The following is a 15933-nucleotide window of genomic DNA, read 5'->3' on the forward strand; positions in this document are numbered from 1 at the left end:
CTCCCCCTACGGGTACTCCTCCTCCCGGGAGGAGGAGAATAGAGATACTCTGGTGAATCATCAGCTTCACTAATCATTTAGCTTATTCCTGTACACTTTATATGTTCATTTTGATGCACTCACCATGAATAATGCCGGTTATAATTCACAAATCAAAATTAATCATTATCTTTGTGCCCGAATATAAAGATATATAAAGATTTAATGAAGACATTTGAAGAGCTCGGTCTGTCGCCGGAGATACGCCGCGCCATTGAAGAAATGGGATATGAGTATCCCATGCCGGTACAGGAGGAAGTGATTCCTTACCTTTTAGGAGAAAACAACGATGTAGTAGCCCTTGCGCAAACAGGAACCGGAAAAACCGCCGCATTCGGCCTCCCGCTTATCCAGAAAATTAACATAGAGAAACGCGTTCCGCAATCCCTTATACTTTGTCCCACACGCGAACTTTGTTTGCAGATTGCAGGCGACCTGAACGATTATTCCAAATACGTCAACGGCCTGCGAGTATTGCCTGTGTATGGAGGTTCGTCCATAGACAGCCAGATACGCGCTCTGAAGCAAGGCGTACACATCATCGTTGCCACACCGGGACGACTGCTCGACTTGATGGAGCGTAAAACAGTGTCACTCACCACCATACAAAACGTGGTGATGGACGAAGCGGATGAAATGCTCAACATGGGTTTCACTGACAGCATCAACGCCATCCTCGCCGACGTACCGCAGGAACGTAACACGCTATTGTTCTCCGCAACCATGAGTCCGGAGATAGCACGCATCTCAAAGAAGTACCTGCGCGAAGCCAAAGAAATCACCATCGGACGAAAGAATGAAGGAACCAGCAGCGTGAAGCACGTGGTTTATACCGTTCACGCCAGGGATAAATATGCTGCGCTGAAACGCATCGTGGACTATTACCCGCAGATATACGGCATCATCTTCTGCCGCACGCGTAAAGAGACACAGGAAATTGCCGACAAGCTGATGCAGGATGGTTATAACGCCGACTCCCTGCATGGCGAACTAAGCCAGGCGCAACGCGATGCCGTGATGCAAAAATTCCGCATCCGCAACCTTCAAATACTGGTTGCCACGGACGTTGCAGCCCGCGGGTTGGACGTAGACGACCTGACGCATATCATCAACTACGGCCTGCCGGATGATACCGAAAGCTACACCCACCGCAGCGGACGTACAGGACGTGCCGGGAAAACAGGTACTTCCATCGCCATCATCAACCTGCGCGAAAAGGGCAAGATGCGTGAAATAGAACGGATTATCAGCAAAAAATTCCTTCCCGGAGAAATGCCTACCGGCAAGCAGATTTGCGAAAAACAACTGCTGAAGGTAATCGACGACCTGGAAAAAGTAAAAGTGAACGAGGAAGATATGGCCGACTTCATGCCCGAAATATACCGCAAACTGGACTGGCTGAGCAAAGAGGACCTTATCAAACGAATGGTATCCCATGAATTCAATCGTTTTGCAGAATACTATCGTGACCGTGCAGAGATTGAAATTGCAACCGACAGCCGCAGCGAACGTACAGCAAGAGGCGGAGAGCGTACGGCAAGAGGCGGAGAATATGGTGAACGCAGAAGCGGTTCGCACAAGGCGGAAGCGGGCTACACACGCCTGTTCATCAATCTGGGCAAAACGGACAACTTCTATCCGCACGAACTCATTGATTTGCTGAACAAAAACACCAAGAAGCGTGTGGACTTAGGACGTATCGACTTGATGAAGAGCTTCTCTTTCTTCGAGGTCAAAGAGAAAGAAGCCGATAACGTAATCAAAGCCCTGAGCAACGCTCGTTTCGGCGACCGCAAGGTATCCGTCGAAATAGCCGGAGAAGAAGGCAGTGAAACCTCAAAAGGAAATCGCAAACCAAGTACAGGAAAGGAATTCGACCCCGGAAGGAAAGATTATAAATCAGAGAAGGGATTCAAAGCTGACAAAGGATTCAAGAGCGAAAAGGAGTTCAAAGGCGAGAAAGAGTTCAAGGGTGAGAGGGGTTTTAAGAGCGACAAAAGCTACGGGAAACCCGACGAAAAAAGAAATGGAAAGAATGCTTCCGGCGCCGATAGCAAAAAGAAAAATAAGCCCAATCGTGAAGAACGCGGCTATACACAGGCTCGCGGCAAGAAAGACGACTGGAAACAATTCTTCCAGAATGAAAGCAACGATTTCCGTGACGCAGAGCCTGATTTCAGTGAAGAGGGGTGGGCAAAACGGACGAAGAAGAAGAAATAAGATTATAGATACATAAGGCTGGTCAAACAGGAAGGATAAAAATATAAAGCGAGATACTTAAGTGTATCGTCATAAATAATTTATATTATAAATGAGAATTTAGCGGTGAGAATGGATACGCGGACAGCTTCTCTGATAATCTACAATAAGATAGTTCAGCAATCAGATAGCTTGCGAAACTTTAGTCATCACTTCATTAGTGTTCTTCTATATGAATAAGATTAACGGATTCTTATATGGACTTCTCTCTTCGGCAAGTTTCGGACTGATTCCTTTGTTCACTATCCCCGCCATGCATCAGGGAATGCAATTCTGGTCTATACTACTCTATCGCTTTTTCTTCGCCATGCTGGCACTGGCAGGCATCCTCTTACTTGACAAGCAATCTTTCCGTATCCGGCGGAAAGAAATACCTCCGCTTCTGTTTCTGGCATTCCTCTATAACTGTTCCGCTATCTTCCTGTTTTGGGGATACAAATTAATGTCGAGCGGCGTGGCTACCACCATTCATTTTATGTATCCGGTGTTGACTACGCTTATCATGATGGTTTTCTTCCATGAGAAGAAGTCATTCCCACGTATAGCAGCAATCGTTTTAGCGGTAAGCGGTGTTTTCTTCCTTTCCCACGGAGATACCACAAACACAATAACCTTGCCCGGCATCTTCATCGTTCTGCTTTCTGCATTGGGATATGCAGTCTATCTGGTCACCGTCAGTCAACTGAAATCTCTCGAAATGAAAGGACTGAAAATGACATTTTACGTCTTTCTATTTGGTGGGATACTACTTTTCATCGGGATAAAAGCAACAGGCATTGAAATGCAATCCATCCCCGACGGTACTACGTTGGGTAATCTTATCATGCTGGCGCTCATACCAACGGTAATATCCAATCTGGCACTGGTGCGCGCCATCAAAAACATAGGCTCCACGCTCACCTCTGTGCTGGGAGCCATGGAGCCTGTTACCGCTGTGTTCGTGGGCATTATCATCTTCGGCGAGCCTTTCACTCAAAGTATAGCCTTAGGCATCATGCTGATTATTTCAGCGGTTACGGTGATTATACTGAGAAGATAGACTGAATTATTCAGGCTAATGCTTAATCATAGTTAGTTTGTACTATAAGAGTACGGAAAATCATCCGCATTTATGCCTCTTTCCTTATTAGGAACAGTATCCATCAGCAAGTGGAATTCACCGCCTTTCAATAATTCTTCATGCTTCAGATAATTGCGTGTAAAATCAGTTCCATTCAATTCCGCCGAACGAATATAGCAGTTATCATCCGACGCGCCTTCGGCATTAACAACAAATGTCTTTCCTCCGGGCAGCGAAAGAGTTGCTTTCGGAAACAGCGGACTACCCAGCACATACTCGGAAGTGCCCGGACAGACCGGATAGAAACCCAATGCCGTAAATACATACCATGCCGAAGTCTGACCGTTATCTTCATCACCGCAGTAACCCTCCGGGCCGGAATTATATAACTTGTTCATTACATTACGGGTATGATACTGGGCCTTCCAGGGTTCTCCTACATAATTATACAGGTAGACAGCATGCTGCACAGGCTGATTGCCATGAGCGTATTGCCCCATATTCAAAGCTACCATTTCGGCTATCTCATGGATAACGAAACCATACGTACCGTAATTGAAAGTATTGGGAGCAACAAACATTGAGTCGAGGCGTGCCGCCATCAATTCATGGCTTCCTAAAAGTGCGGACAACCCTTCCGGGTCATGAAATACACTCCACGTCCAATGCCAGGAACAACCTTCCGTGAAAGGACCGCCCCATTCGGTGGCGTCAAAGTTATCACGCCATTTTCCATCGGAGTCTTTTGCCCACATGAAACCATTCTCGGGGTAGAACAGATTACGGTAGTTCAGAGCTTTCCGATAGTAAGTATTGGCAATTTCCTTATGTCCCGTCGCTTCGGCAAACCTTGCCAAGCACCAGTCGGCATAAGCATACTCCAGGGTTTTGGCCGTGGCTTCATGTACTTCAGGGTAGGGAACATAACCCAAACGGTCGTATTCCGCATAACCATCGCGTCCCACGGAGGAGATTTCTTTACTGCGTGCCTGCGTTTGATGAATCATGGCTTCCAACGCTTTCTCTTTGTCGAATGTACGGATACCTTTCATCCAGGCATCGGCAAGCAAGGAAATCGAATTGTTGCCTATCATGCAGCTCCGGTGCCCGGGACTTGCCCATTCGGGCATAAAACCGCTTTGGTCATATACATTCAGAATGGACTGCATGATACGTTCGCTGACTTCGGGATATACCAATGTAAACAACGGATGAACGGCACGGAAAGTATCCCAGAAACCGTTATCTGTGTACATGTATCCATCGTGTACCAGCCCGTCGTAAGGACTGTAGTAAACCGGTTCTTCCTGCTCGTTAAGCTCATAAAATTCGCGCGGGAACAGCAGGGTACGGTACAGGCAGGAATAAAATGTTTTCTGCTGTTCTTCCGTTCCGCCCTCTATCTTGATACGTCCCATTCGCTCATTCCAGATTGCCCTGGCTTCCTCCGAGACGTCCTCCAACGAACGCCCGGCAATCTCGCGATTAAGGTTCAGACGCGCCTGCTCATGACTGATGAAAGACGATGCCGTGCGGACAGTCAGCTTTTCGCCTGCCTTCAGCCGGAAACGGACATACGCACAGGCATTCTCATCCGTTCCGGACGCTGCGATGGGTTTATCAAACTCTACGATGAAATGATTGCCGAAGTTATCGGGTACTCCACCGTTATTGTAGCGGGTGACCCCGTAGATGCAATTCTGTTCCTTATCAAAAGCTACGCTTCCACCGTATTGGTAGGCATCGACAACGATGTATTGTTCTTCTTCCGAAGGATAAGTTATCTCAAATACAGCTCCACGCGATGTGGCAGACAGAGCTGTAGTAACGCCATTATCAAATTTCACCCGATAACAATCCGGCGCGGCTTCCTCATTATCGTGCCGGAAGCTCATACCGCGGGCTTTGTTGTCTGTAACCAACTGCCCAAACACAGGCATGATGGAGAAAGTGCCATAATCATTAATCCACGGGCTGGGTTGGTGTGTTTGGCGGAAACCTCTGATCAGGCTGTCGGTATACATGTACATCCAACCGCTTCCGTTTTCTCCCGTCTGAGGGCTCCAGAAGTTCATTCCCCAAGGCACGGCTACTGCCGGATAAGTATTACCATGAGAGAACTGAAAGGTAGAGGAAGTACCCATCAAAGGGTTCACTAAACAGCTCAGAGAGGGCTGTTCCTTCTGCCCGCATGCGGTAAGCAAGAGACAAAGGCTAAAGAGGTAAATCAACTTTTTCATACGCATCAAAAGATTATATTAACAAAATTATTGGCGAAATCTATTTTTCTACCGTTTCCAGATACTTACGTGTCTGTCCGGGTTGCCGGCGCATGCGCAAACGCCATACCAATTCCTGCATGCTCACTACCTCAAACCCTTCATCCAACCTCTCGGCACACTGCCAAGCTGCCGCCGCTCCATAGGTTCCCTCCTCAAAACGACTCCACGCATGTACACAAACCGCGGAAAAACTTTCGTCTTGTGCATTCTCCTTCAGTCGGGAAGCAACAAAAGCAGGGGAACCCTCACGCTTATGAGTTCTGTCCCAAATGGAATATTTCACAGTAATCACCGGAATATCATACCCTGCTTTATTCGTAAACCAAAATATATCACCCTTGCCTCCTGCATACGGAGAATACTGAACGGCGATAATTCCCTCCAAGTGGTCGTTTGCATCCACATAAGCCTGATAAGCCTCTTTGGCTGCGGGGGACTTCACATCCATAGCCATGACGGCCAGTAATCTGACATTATACCGGCGCATGTGGGATGACAGACGCCCGGCTGCAATCTTCAGGTTAGCACTACGATTATTATTCTGACTATAAGTATCTACATAATAATAACCTCCCCCTAACATCTCCAGAATGGAACAAGACCGTTCCTGCTGATTTATCAGATTACCAAGTTGCACCGGAGCCATCATGGCCAATGTAGAGACTGGTAGTCCGTAGCCCATCTTCACTTTGCCTGCTTCCGGAACATTGTAATACCGGGAAGCAAAATCCTGCATCATCCACTGAATGTTATCACCATCCGAAAGGAAGAACGAAACGTAATTACGCTTCTTGCTGTAGTCTATCAATTGCGGATCAATCACCTTGGCAAGTACCGGTTGCTGGCGCTCTGTATAAAGCAAAGCGGTAAGAGAATGATTATAACTCCAATCACAAGGAATCATCGGGTGGCCACTCCTTGAAATACGGGCTACAAACTGATCCTCACCTACTCCCTGTTCCCAGCCATACACCGGAGCATTCGGTTTCAGCCATGCCAGTACTTCATCCAGCAAAGCCGTATTCTGACCACTACAAGGGCTTCCCTGCCGCTTGTTCAGGTTCAATACGAAGAGGTTATTTTTGATGGCGAACTCGCGCAGTTCTCCGGTCTGTACGGGCATAAGGACTAATGCATCGTTGCTGCACTTATTCTTGAATTCACGCCATGCGTCAAGTGTCGTTTTACGGGTGGCATCATACTTCAGCACATAGCCCGCTTTCTCGTAGTATTCCCTGTCGCGTACATCCACAATAATCGAATTGTAAACATGTGAAGCAACAGAGGCTACGATACCGCTCTCCGGGTTATTCCTTACGTCAGTCAGCACATAGCCGTCAAACAAATCTTTTAGCTGAGGCTTTACTCCATCCGCCTGTTTGTAGTTTTTGCAAGCTAAGTCCAGCCCATTCCGTACTCCATGCTCGCGGATATTCATATCTTCCAGGGCTTGCTTGGAGAGTTTATAAGATGCCTTTTCACCGTGGTCATACAGCCAAACAGCCACTTCGCTTTTACCTTCTTCCACCGCACGATTGGTTAACCCTGCCAAAGACTGGCACATCAGATGATATTGCAATCCCTGCGTGGGTTCTGTCTCATTCACGCTGTTGCGGTTGCCCACCGAAATCACTCCTGTACAAGTCCAGTACTTCACAGGCTTTTTTTTCATCTCAGGAATATAGTACTGTCCCTTCTCCGGAATAGAATCGCATACTCCGCCGCACCCGGATGGCTGACAAGCTTCGCAAACAGAGAATCTCAACCCCAACATGAGCACAAAAGCGCATATCTTCAAACCCATAAGTCAAATTAGATAAAGTTACTAAATATCATTTCTGCCTCAAAAGTAAGCAGGAGAGATTAAGTAAACGCTTAACTATGGGTTACTCATAGGTTAATTGCCTGAAATAATTGCTTAACCTAACATGGAAGCGACAATAAAAGTACGTTTGTAGTTGCGTCGAAACGACTACTTTCCCGATACAAGCTTCAGTTCCTGAACCAAGTGGCTCGCTTTGCCGAATTTCTCTATCATAAACAAGATGTAGCGTACATCTACCCCGATGCATCGCTGCATTTTTGGTTCATACAGAATATCGCTACTCATGGCTTCCCAGTTCCCATCGAACGCCAGTCCCAGCAGTTCGCCCTTCGCATTGAACATTGCACTACCCGAATTTCCTCCCGTAATATCATTGTTCGAGATGAAGCACACCTTCATTTCCCCCTTTTCATCGGCATATCTTCCGAAATCTCCCGAAGAAAGCAACGACAGTATTTCCGGCTGAACTTCAAAATCCACATTCCCCATATTTGCTTTTGCCTTTTCCAGAACTCCCTTTGAAGTTGTGTAGTAAGCATATTCCGCGCCATCAAAGGGTGTATATCCTGCCACAGTGCCAAAGCTCAACCGCATGGTAGAATTAGCATCCGGATAGAAATTACGCGATGCATACATCCGCCGGACAGCCCCATTCAGCAAACGCTCTCCCCGGGCAATCTCCGAAGTGGATGCCTGCATCCGCATATTCATATCAAACAGCATCGTCAACACATCTATCCCCAGAGAGATAGCAGGATCGTTAAATATCTGGTAAGTAGTGTCCCGTTCGATGAAACGCTTCAAACCACGAATCGTAGTCAGTTCCGAATGACCATAAAGGCTATCTACATACGCTTTTTCATTTCCGTTATATTCCTGCGCAATGGTGCGATAAAATGCAGGCAGGAAAGTAGTATCTACCTTCGACCGATATTCCTTCAACATTGCCGTAAACACTTCCTTGTCAATATCCGGTTCCAGATTGGAGTACTGTTCAACGATGTTCTTCAAACCGGTTAAAACGGTCTTCTCTTCTCCTTCAAAGTCGAAGTTCATGATTGTCAGGGCAAGCTGTACCAACTCCGGGGCATACAGAAAAGATTCTACGAAATACGCCTGCGCACGGTTCACTTCACGACGATTCTTGTAATTCAGCTCCAAATCCGTGAACAGTTGCAACAATTTCTCACGTTCTTCCGGATTTTGCTGTATCCATCGACGGAGCTTCCGCTCCATTTCACGTTTCTTCTCCAGTATCCCAAGCTTACGGATAGCACGGTTTTTACCGATACTGTTTTTCCAATAGTTAGAACTCTCATCATATTTGGAAGCATACTTAATGCGGATGCTGTCGTTGCGGTCCATCTCACGCTTCCAGATGGCTTGTTTCACACCACGGACATCTATCTGCGCCTGATTGATATTATTCATCATTTCCTCTATCCCAAACGAAGAGAGATAACGATCCGTAGTTCCCGGATAGCCCAACGTCATGCAGAACGAACCTTCCCGGTAGCCGTCAAGAGAAACCGGCGCCACATATTCGGGATGATAGGGAACATTATCAGGAGAATAATCAGCCGGACGGTTGTTACGGTCTGCATATATACGGAACACACAAAAGTCGCCCGTATGCCGCGGCCATACCCAGTTGTCCATATCCCAGCCGAACTTACCGACGGAAGAAGGGGGAGCAAATACCAGCCGGACATCGTTGTAATCGCGGTAAACGGATAGCCAAAATTCATTCCCGGCGTAGTAAGCATCTACAATACCAACCAATGTCGAGTCTTTCCGAGACACTTCTTCACCTATCGCAAACATTACGGAATCCACAGCACTGGAACGTTGCGTTTCGTTCATCGAAGGAGTAACCGCACCCAGCACGCGTTTGGTTACATCTTCCGTACGCAACAGGAAGCGGACATAAAGTTCCGGATTGGGAAGTTCTTCCTCACGACTATGCGCCACAAAACCATCTTTCAGGTAATTATTCTCTATTGACGAATGTTGCTGTACGCTACTGAATCCGCAATGATGATTGGTGAGCACCAGTCCTTCGTCGGACACCACTACGCCGGAACAGAAACCGCCGAAGCTGACTACGGCATCTTTCAACGAGGGGCGTTTCGGGTTGTATAACTTATCGGCAGACATCTGCAAACCGACTTCTTTCATCGCTTTCCGTGTCTGCTTGTTCAGGTTACCCAACATCCACATTCCTTCATCAGCCTGTCCGGTCAACGACCAAAGGCAACAAGCAACTAAGGCTATCAATTTTAATCTCATAATTAGTATTTATTTGTTCGTAAAAAAGGCAGTATCAATCGGTGAATGATAGCCGGAGTATTTAAATTATGCTCTGCATCAGGCAATATAACTACTTCAGAAGTTTCCATCCTTACGTTCTTATCTCATAAACTTTATTCTGCTATTAGCCTCAACTGCCTGGTATTCGTACGCGCCTTCAGCCACTCGGTTATCTTTTCCTTTTCATGCGCATCAGGATACTTGCCGAATTTCAGTACAGCCAGCGTAATCGTATCTGTTCTTTCCGAGTCAACAGTCAACTCTATGGCACGGGATATAGAAACTGTTTTTACCGATGGATACAGTACTTTCAGTTCCGGAATGATGACTTTACTCAGTTCATCAAAGCTCTTGTACTTTCCGAGATTCTGTTCCAAGGCAGAGATCTGCTTTTTCTGTTCCGCCAGTTGTTTCTCACTGTTTCTATAAAAGTCTTCCATCACCATAGCCCGGATGGAAGAAAGATTTATCGCTTCATTATTCATTCCCTGGAGAATGGTAAGTTTCGTTTCATCCAGTTTATAATCCTTCATCTTTCCCCGGGCAATGGCAATGGATGCTTCAGGAATTTCCTGCCCTATCAATACCACACGTATTTCATTACCTTTTGAACCATGATAATGAATCTTCTTATCCAGTACCTGAGTATTCTCGAAAGAAAGCTGTTCGGCAACAAAGCGATTGGCAGCGCTTTCAAAGAAAGTGTTCTGGATGATGTCTATCGTCAGGTAAACAGCCGGGCACATGGTCAGTACGGCAATAAGTATGATGTACCGGCGTACTTTCTTTTCCCGCTTCTTATCAACAAATTCCGTGCGTTGGAAGCGCATCATGCGTACTCCGAGAAAGGTAGCGAGGCTGATAAATACCGAGTTGATGAAGTAAAGATAAAATGCTCCGAGGAAATAAGTCAGATTTCCCGTTGCCAGTCCGTAACCCGCCGTACAGAGTGGTGGCATCAATGCCGTAGCAATAGCAACGCCAGGGATTACATTGCCTTTCTCTTTGGTAGAAAGGGCTACTACTCCGGCAAGCCCACCCATAAGTGCGATGAATACGTCGTAAATGGTGGGTGAGGTGCGTGCCAGCAACTCCGATTGCCCTTCCGCCACTGGGCTTACCAGGAAGAAAACGGTAGCCGTTGTCACACTGAACAGGGTAGTTATCAGGAAGCTCTTCAACGAACGTTGCATCAATCCGAAATCATTCAACCCAACGGAGAGTCCCACACCCATGATAGGTCCCATCAGAGGGGAAATCAACATGGCTCCAATGATCACAGCAGTGGAGTTCACGTTCAGCCCCAACGATGCCATGAAAATGGCAAATATCAGAATCCACAGAGTAGCTCCTTTAAACTCTACTCCCTTACGGATGGAGTCTACAGTTATCAACTCGTCATCTTTGTCTTTTCTCAAATCAAGATATTCGCTCAGAAACTTCTTGATTGCAAAAACATTTCGATTTTGTTCAGGCTTCTCTATCATGTCATTTATAATTTGATGATTTATAATTTAAGTTGTAACATTCGTGCCAGGTACTTAATCTTTATTGGTTTGCACTAATGAGTATTTATGAATGATTGAAGTTTAGTGATTTAAAAAAGTATCTCTATTCTCCTCCTCCTGGGAGGAGAATAGAGATACTTTTGTTAATCATATGCATTGCTAAATTATTATTTATAATACAAATCAAGATTATGCCATATACACAGCTAATATGTGTATCTAACGTTTCACGAACCTGTTTATTAGCGGTATCCGATGAAGCGGCAAATCGCGCTTCACGACATAAGCAACAAACAGCAGCAGCAGTACAGTACGGTAGGCTATACGCAAGCAGATGTTATCTATCACCACATATTCGGCTGCCACATAGAGCACGGTTGCCAGGAGCGCATACATTCCGATGGCTTTCAGGTCGTACTGTATCGGGTACTTCTTCTGACCCACAAAATAGGAAAGCAGCATTGCCACACCGTATCCCGTGAAACCTGCCCAGGCGCAAGCTATATATCCGTATTTCGGTATCAGGAAAACATTCATCAACACCAATATCGTACAACCGGTCAACGAGAAATACATTCCCCAGCGGGTTTCATCAATCAGCTTATACCAGAAGGATAGATTAAAATAAATGCCCATAAATATTTCAGCCACCATTACTATGGGCACAACCTTTAGCCCTTCCCAATAACCGGGGTCGATGACATAGCGCAAAATATCCATGTAGAACATCACTGCCAGGAAAGCGAGCAATGTAAAGATGATAAAGAATTTCATCGCCTGGGCATACATTTCGCGGCTATCTTTATCTTTGCTATTGCCAAACACAAACGGTTCGTAGGCAAAACGGAATGCCTGGGTGAACATCGCCATAATCATGGCAATCTTACTGGCAGCCCCGTAAATACCCAATTGTATCTTGCCGTCCGCTTCATCGGGGTAAACAAAAGGAAAGATGATTTTATCGGCCACCTGATTGAGGATACCTGCCACGCCCAATACAACCAAAGGCAGGGAATAACGGAGCATCCGTTTCAACAAATCCCGGTCCAAGATGTATGTAAATCCTCTCAATTCAGGTATCATGCACAGCATGACAACAGAGGTGCACACCAAATTGAACAAGAACGCATAGCCTACATCATTCCCTTTCAGGATAACGTAATAGAAAAGATTGAGTGCAATATTGAGGAAGATAAATAACAGCTTCAACGCCGCAAACTTGATGGGGCGTTTTTTATAGCGCAGATAGGCGAAAGGGATACTCTGAATGGCGTCCATAGCGACTACAATCATCATCATACCTATGTACCAGGGGTGTTCACCGTATCCCAGGAATCCGGCAACAGGTTCCAGAAACAGCAGTCCTAAAGTGATGAATAGCAGCGAACCGATACTCACGCTCAATAATGTGGTGGAATATACTCGCACCGGGTCTTCTTCGCCTTTATTGGCAAAGCGGAAAAACCCTGTTTCCATACCGAATGTCAGCACTACCAATATCAAGGCTACCAGGGCGTAGATATTCGTCATCACACCATAGCCACCCGATGAAACCGGTAAAGCTATCGTGTACACAGGCACCAGCAAGTAATTAAGGAAACGCCCTACAATACTGCTTATTCCGTAAATCGCTGTGTCTTTTGCTAAAGATTTTAATCTTGTCACTGTTAGTAATGATTAATGTTTAGTGATTAATTGGTAATTAACAAAATTATATTTAATGATTATTAGAACTGTATTTAATGATTATTAGAACTGTATTTGGTGATTAGCAGAACCGTATTTAATAATTAGCAGAATTATATTTAATAATTAGCAGAGCCGTATTTAGTGATTAGCAGAACTATCACTATTCTCCTCCTCCCGGGAGGANNAAGGGGGGAGGTGGTAGGAAAAACGCCTTTCCTCTATCTCCCGTATTATCCGCTCCACATCCTCAAATACTGTTCTATTTTCAAAACGTAACACCTCAATACCTTCCACTTTATTCAGATAATAAGTACGTTGTTCATCATAATCCTGTTGTCTATTGTGTACTGCACCGTCTAATTCTATTGCTAACTTTATTTGTGGGCAATAGAAATCAAGTATATATACCCCAACGCTATGCTGTCTTCTGAACTTTAAACCGGCAATCTGTTTCCCTTTCAGCAGTTTCCAGAGAGTGGCTTCAGCGAGAGTGCTGTGGTTACGTAACTCTTTTCTATTGTCGGTTACGTTGGGTATGTTCATGATGGTTTGCATAGGAATCTTTTTTTCCTACCACCTCCCCCCTTNNGGAGGAGAATAGAGATAGTTTTGCTGATTATTAAATATAGTTCTGTAAAACACTAAATACGGCTCTGTAAATCATTAGATATAGTTCTGTAAAACGCAAAATAGACTCTGTTAATCACGAAACGTTAATCACTAAACAACGTCTGTTGACTGTTATACAGGCTGCGCCCCAAGTGTTTATACGCCAGTTCCGTCACTTCGCGTCCGCGGGGAGTACGTTTCAGGAAACCTTCCTTGATGAGGAACGGTTCGTAGACTTCCTCTATAGTCCCGGCATCTTCGCCCAATGCGGTAGCAATGGTGGTAAGCCCTACGGGGCCTCCTTTGAATTTATCAATAATGGTACAGAGTATTTTATTGTCGATTTCATCGAGTCCGTACTTGTCTATATTCAATGCTTCGAGGGCATAATTCGCAATCTCCGTATCTATGCTACCCGTCCCCTTTACCTGGGCAAAATCGCGCACACGGCGCAGCAACGCATTCGCGATACGCGGCGTGCCACGGCTACGGGAAGCAATCTCCGAAGCAGCCTTCGCAGAACAAGGCACGTTCAATATCCCTGCCGAACGGCGGATAATGCCACTCAACACATCGTCATCGTAATATTCCAAATGCAGATTAATGCCGAAGCGCGCACGCAAAGGCGCTGTCAGCAAGCCGCTACGGGTAGTAGCTCCTACCAGCGTAAAGGGATTCAAATCAATCTGGATGCTCCGTGCAGACGGTCCTTTGTCTATCATAATGTCGATGCGATAATCTTCCATTGCGGAGTACAGGTACTCCTCAACCACAGGAGAAAGGCGATGAATTTCGTCGATAAACAGCACGTCATTAGATTCCAGGCTGGTGAGCACTCCCGCCAGGTCGCCCGGCTTGTCAAGCACCGGGCCTGAAGTGATTTTAAAACCTACTCCCAATTCATTGGCGATAATATTGGAAAGCGTTGTCTTCCCCAACCCCGGAGGACCGTGCAACAACACATGATCCAATGCTTCGGCACGCAGACGGGCTGCCTTGACGAAGATACGCAGATTATCCACTACTTTGTCCTGCCCGCTGAAATCTTCAAAGCTCAACGGACGAAGCGCGTTCTCAAAATCGCGCTCCCGACTGGTCAGTTGCTGCTGGTCACGTATATCAAATTCTTCTCGTTCCATTACTAACTATATTACTTATATTCAGCTAACTGTCTCCATATTATTAGAATTGAGATACGTTTGATTATCAACAATATAAATAACTTGCGAAACCCCAGTTAGTTATACAAATCAATTGAGTTCTCCACTGTTTTCTGCAAAATAACTAATTTATTTTGAGATAACCCCTATAAGTTAACTCTTTTCACAAGCGGTGTTATCACATCAACACAAAAAGAACTGCATGAGAATTTAGCGTCTCATAAATTCCTGTCGTTCGTCTTCCGAAAACTTCTCTATCGCATAACGCAACATGGTACGGGACATCGTCCGACAATGCTTTTCAAGGAATTGCACCAACAAGTCTTTGTCCCGTTTCCCCATTTCGCGCAACATCCAGCCTATGGCCTTTTGCATCAAGTCATGTTTATGATGGAGCAGGCGTTCGGATAGAGCCAGAATGTCAATGAAATCGTAATTCTTTATCAATCTGTAAGTAGAAACCACAGCTATGCGCTGCTCCCAAAGTAAACCACTATCTGCCAAGTGATAAAGGATATCGCGGGGCTTGTCTTTCAGATATTCGCCCACAATGCCCGGAGCGGATAAGTCTACAAGATCCCAGTTGTTGATACGGGCGGTCTGCGTCAGATAGAAATCGAATATCTCTTTCTTGCCGCTTTCATCGCACTTCCTGAAGCGTTCTACCAACATCAGCAAAGCACAGAGGCGACATTCGTGCCACTCGCTTTGCAGCAATTCTGCCATTACTTCAAAAGGTGCATCCTTATGACGCTTTGCCACGATACGGGTATTAGGCACCACAATGCCGAGGAATTTGTCACCTTCACCATACTGCCCTTTTCCTGTTTTAAAGAAATTAGGAAGGTATTCCCGTTTCACCGGGTCAATGTATTGTTCCAGTTCTTGCCGGATTTCGTCCGCTTTCTGCATCTCTTTCATTTTTTATAGAGTACAAAAATATATATTTATATAATGACTCTGCAATAATATACCTCTAAATTGATAAATGAGAATTTATCAATTTAGCCTGCATTATTCATAAGTGTCTCGTCATAAATGAGAATTTAGCGAAGNNCGGAATAAGCGGACGAACGCGGAATATCTCTATTAGTTATTAATAGAGATACTACTGATTATTAACAACATAAAACATGCGAAACTTGAGTTAGCCTGTATTATCCCTTTGCCATAAATCTCATGTTTTCACCGC

Annotated in this window: 10 protein-coding genes; 2 read left to right on the top strand and 8 right to left on the bottom strand. The window is 45.5% G+C overall.

The window, feature by feature from the left end; all coding sequences use genetic code 11:
- The first annotated feature begins 204 nt into the window (after positions 1 to 204).
- Both B2Z67_RS00655 and B2Z67_RS00660 read left to right on the top strand, forming a co-directional pair.
- On the top strand, positions 205 to 2259 hold the full coding sequence (locus tag B2Z67_RS00655) for a DEAD/DEAH box helicase (protein WP_291527886.1): 2055 nt from the start codon (positions 205 to 207) through the stop codon (positions 2257 to 2259).
- 211 nt (positions 2260 to 2470) lie between these two features.
- On the top strand, positions 2471 to 3337 hold the full coding sequence (locus B2Z67_RS00660; protein ID WP_291527887.1) for a DMT family transporter: 867 nt from the start codon (positions 2471 to 2473) through the stop codon (positions 3335 to 3337).
- Between the two features lie 32 nt (positions 3338 to 3369).
- Here B2Z67_RS00660 and B2Z67_RS00665 read toward each other — a convergent pair whose 3' ends face one another.
- The 8 genes from B2Z67_RS00665 to B2Z67_RS00700 form a co-directional block, all read right to left on the bottom strand.
- A complete protein-coding gene (locus B2Z67_RS00665) occupies positions 3370 to 5598 on the bottom strand; it encodes a GH92 family glycosyl hydrolase (protein ID WP_291527888.1) in 2229 nt (742 codons plus the stop codon).
- 40 nt (positions 5599 to 5638) lie between these two features.
- The gene (locus B2Z67_RS00670; protein WP_291527889.1) at positions 5639 to 7444 is read right to left on the bottom strand and encodes a GxGYxYP domain-containing protein; all 1806 of its coding nucleotides are present in this window, start codon (positions 7442 to 7444) and stop codon (positions 5639 to 5641) included.
- 168 nt (positions 7445 to 7612) lie between these two features.
- Positions 7613 to 9754, bottom strand: coding sequence for a S46 family peptidase (locus tag B2Z67_RS00675; protein ID WP_291527890.1), 2142 nt, complete (start codon positions 9752 to 9754; stop codon positions 7613 to 7615).
- Positions 9755 to 9888: 134 nt separating this feature from the next.
- Positions 9889 to 11262, bottom strand: a complete 1374-nt coding sequence (locus tag B2Z67_RS00680) for a TIGR00341 family protein (RefSeq protein ID WP_291527891.1) — start codon at positions 11260 to 11262, stop codon at positions 9889 to 9891.
- Between the two features lie 240 nt (positions 11263 to 11502).
- On the bottom strand, positions 11503 to 12948 hold the full coding sequence (locus B2Z67_RS00685; RefSeq protein WP_291527892.1) for a lipopolysaccharide biosynthesis protein: 1446 nt from the start codon (positions 12946 to 12948) through the stop codon (positions 11503 to 11505).
- 162 nt (positions 12949 to 13110) lie between these two features.
- The gene (locus B2Z67_RS00690) at positions 13111 to 13527 is read right to left on the bottom strand and encodes an endonuclease domain-containing protein (RefSeq protein ID WP_291527893.1); all 417 of its coding nucleotides are present in this window, start codon (positions 13525 to 13527) and stop codon (positions 13111 to 13113) included.
- Between the two features lie 158 nt (positions 13528 to 13685).
- Entirely contained in the window at positions 13686 to 14720 is a 1035-nt protein-coding gene (ruvB, locus tag B2Z67_RS00695; protein ID WP_291527894.1) for a Holliday junction branch migration DNA helicase RuvB, read from the bottom strand.
- 231 nt (positions 14721 to 14951) lie between these two features.
- Positions 14952 to 15653, bottom strand: coding sequence for a DNA alkylation repair protein (locus tag B2Z67_RS00700; RefSeq protein ID WP_414630765.1), 702 nt, complete (start codon positions 15651 to 15653; stop codon positions 14952 to 14954).
- Positions 15654 to 15933: the final 280 nt, after the last annotated feature.

Source organism: Bacteroides sp. UBA939 (genome assembly GCF_002293435.1).
In the GTDB taxonomy this organism is placed as follows: Bacteria; Bacteroidota; Bacteroidia; order Bacteroidales; family Bacteroidaceae; genus Bacteroides.

What these genes read in the sequence shown, in the direction of transcription:
- B2Z67_RS00655 (WP_291527886.1), top strand. Translation starts at nt 205, where the DNA reads ATGAAGACATTTGAAGAGCTCGGTCTGTCGCCGGAGATACGCCGCGCC.
- B2Z67_RS00665 (WP_291527888.1), bottom strand. Translation starts at nt 5,598, where the DNA reads ATGAAAAAGTTGATTTACCTCTTTAGCCTTTGTCTCTTGCTTACCGCA.
- B2Z67_RS00680 (WP_291527891.1), bottom strand. Translation starts at nt 11,262, where the DNA reads ATGATAGAGAAGCCTGAACAAAATCGAAATGTTTTTGCAATCAAGAAG.
- ruvB (WP_291527894.1), bottom strand. Translation starts at nt 14,720, where the DNA reads ATGGAACGAGAAGAATTTGATATACGTGACCAGCAGCAACTGACCAGT.
- B2Z67_RS00675 (WP_291527890.1), bottom strand. Translation starts at nt 9,754, where the DNA reads ATGAGATTAAAATTGATAGCCTTAGTTGCTTGTTGCCTTTGGTCGTTG.
- B2Z67_RS00670 (WP_291527889.1), bottom strand. Translation starts at nt 7,444, where the DNA reads ATGGGTTTGAAGATATGCGCTTTTGTGCTCATGTTGGGGTTGAGATTC.
- B2Z67_RS00660 (WP_291527887.1), top strand. Translation starts at nt 2,471, where the DNA reads ATGAATAAGATTAACGGATTCTTATATGGACTTCTCTCTTCGGCAAGT.
- B2Z67_RS00700 (WP_414630765.1), bottom strand. Translation starts at nt 15,653, where the DNA reads ATGCAGAAAGCGGACGAAATCCGGCAAGAACTGGAACAATACATTGAC.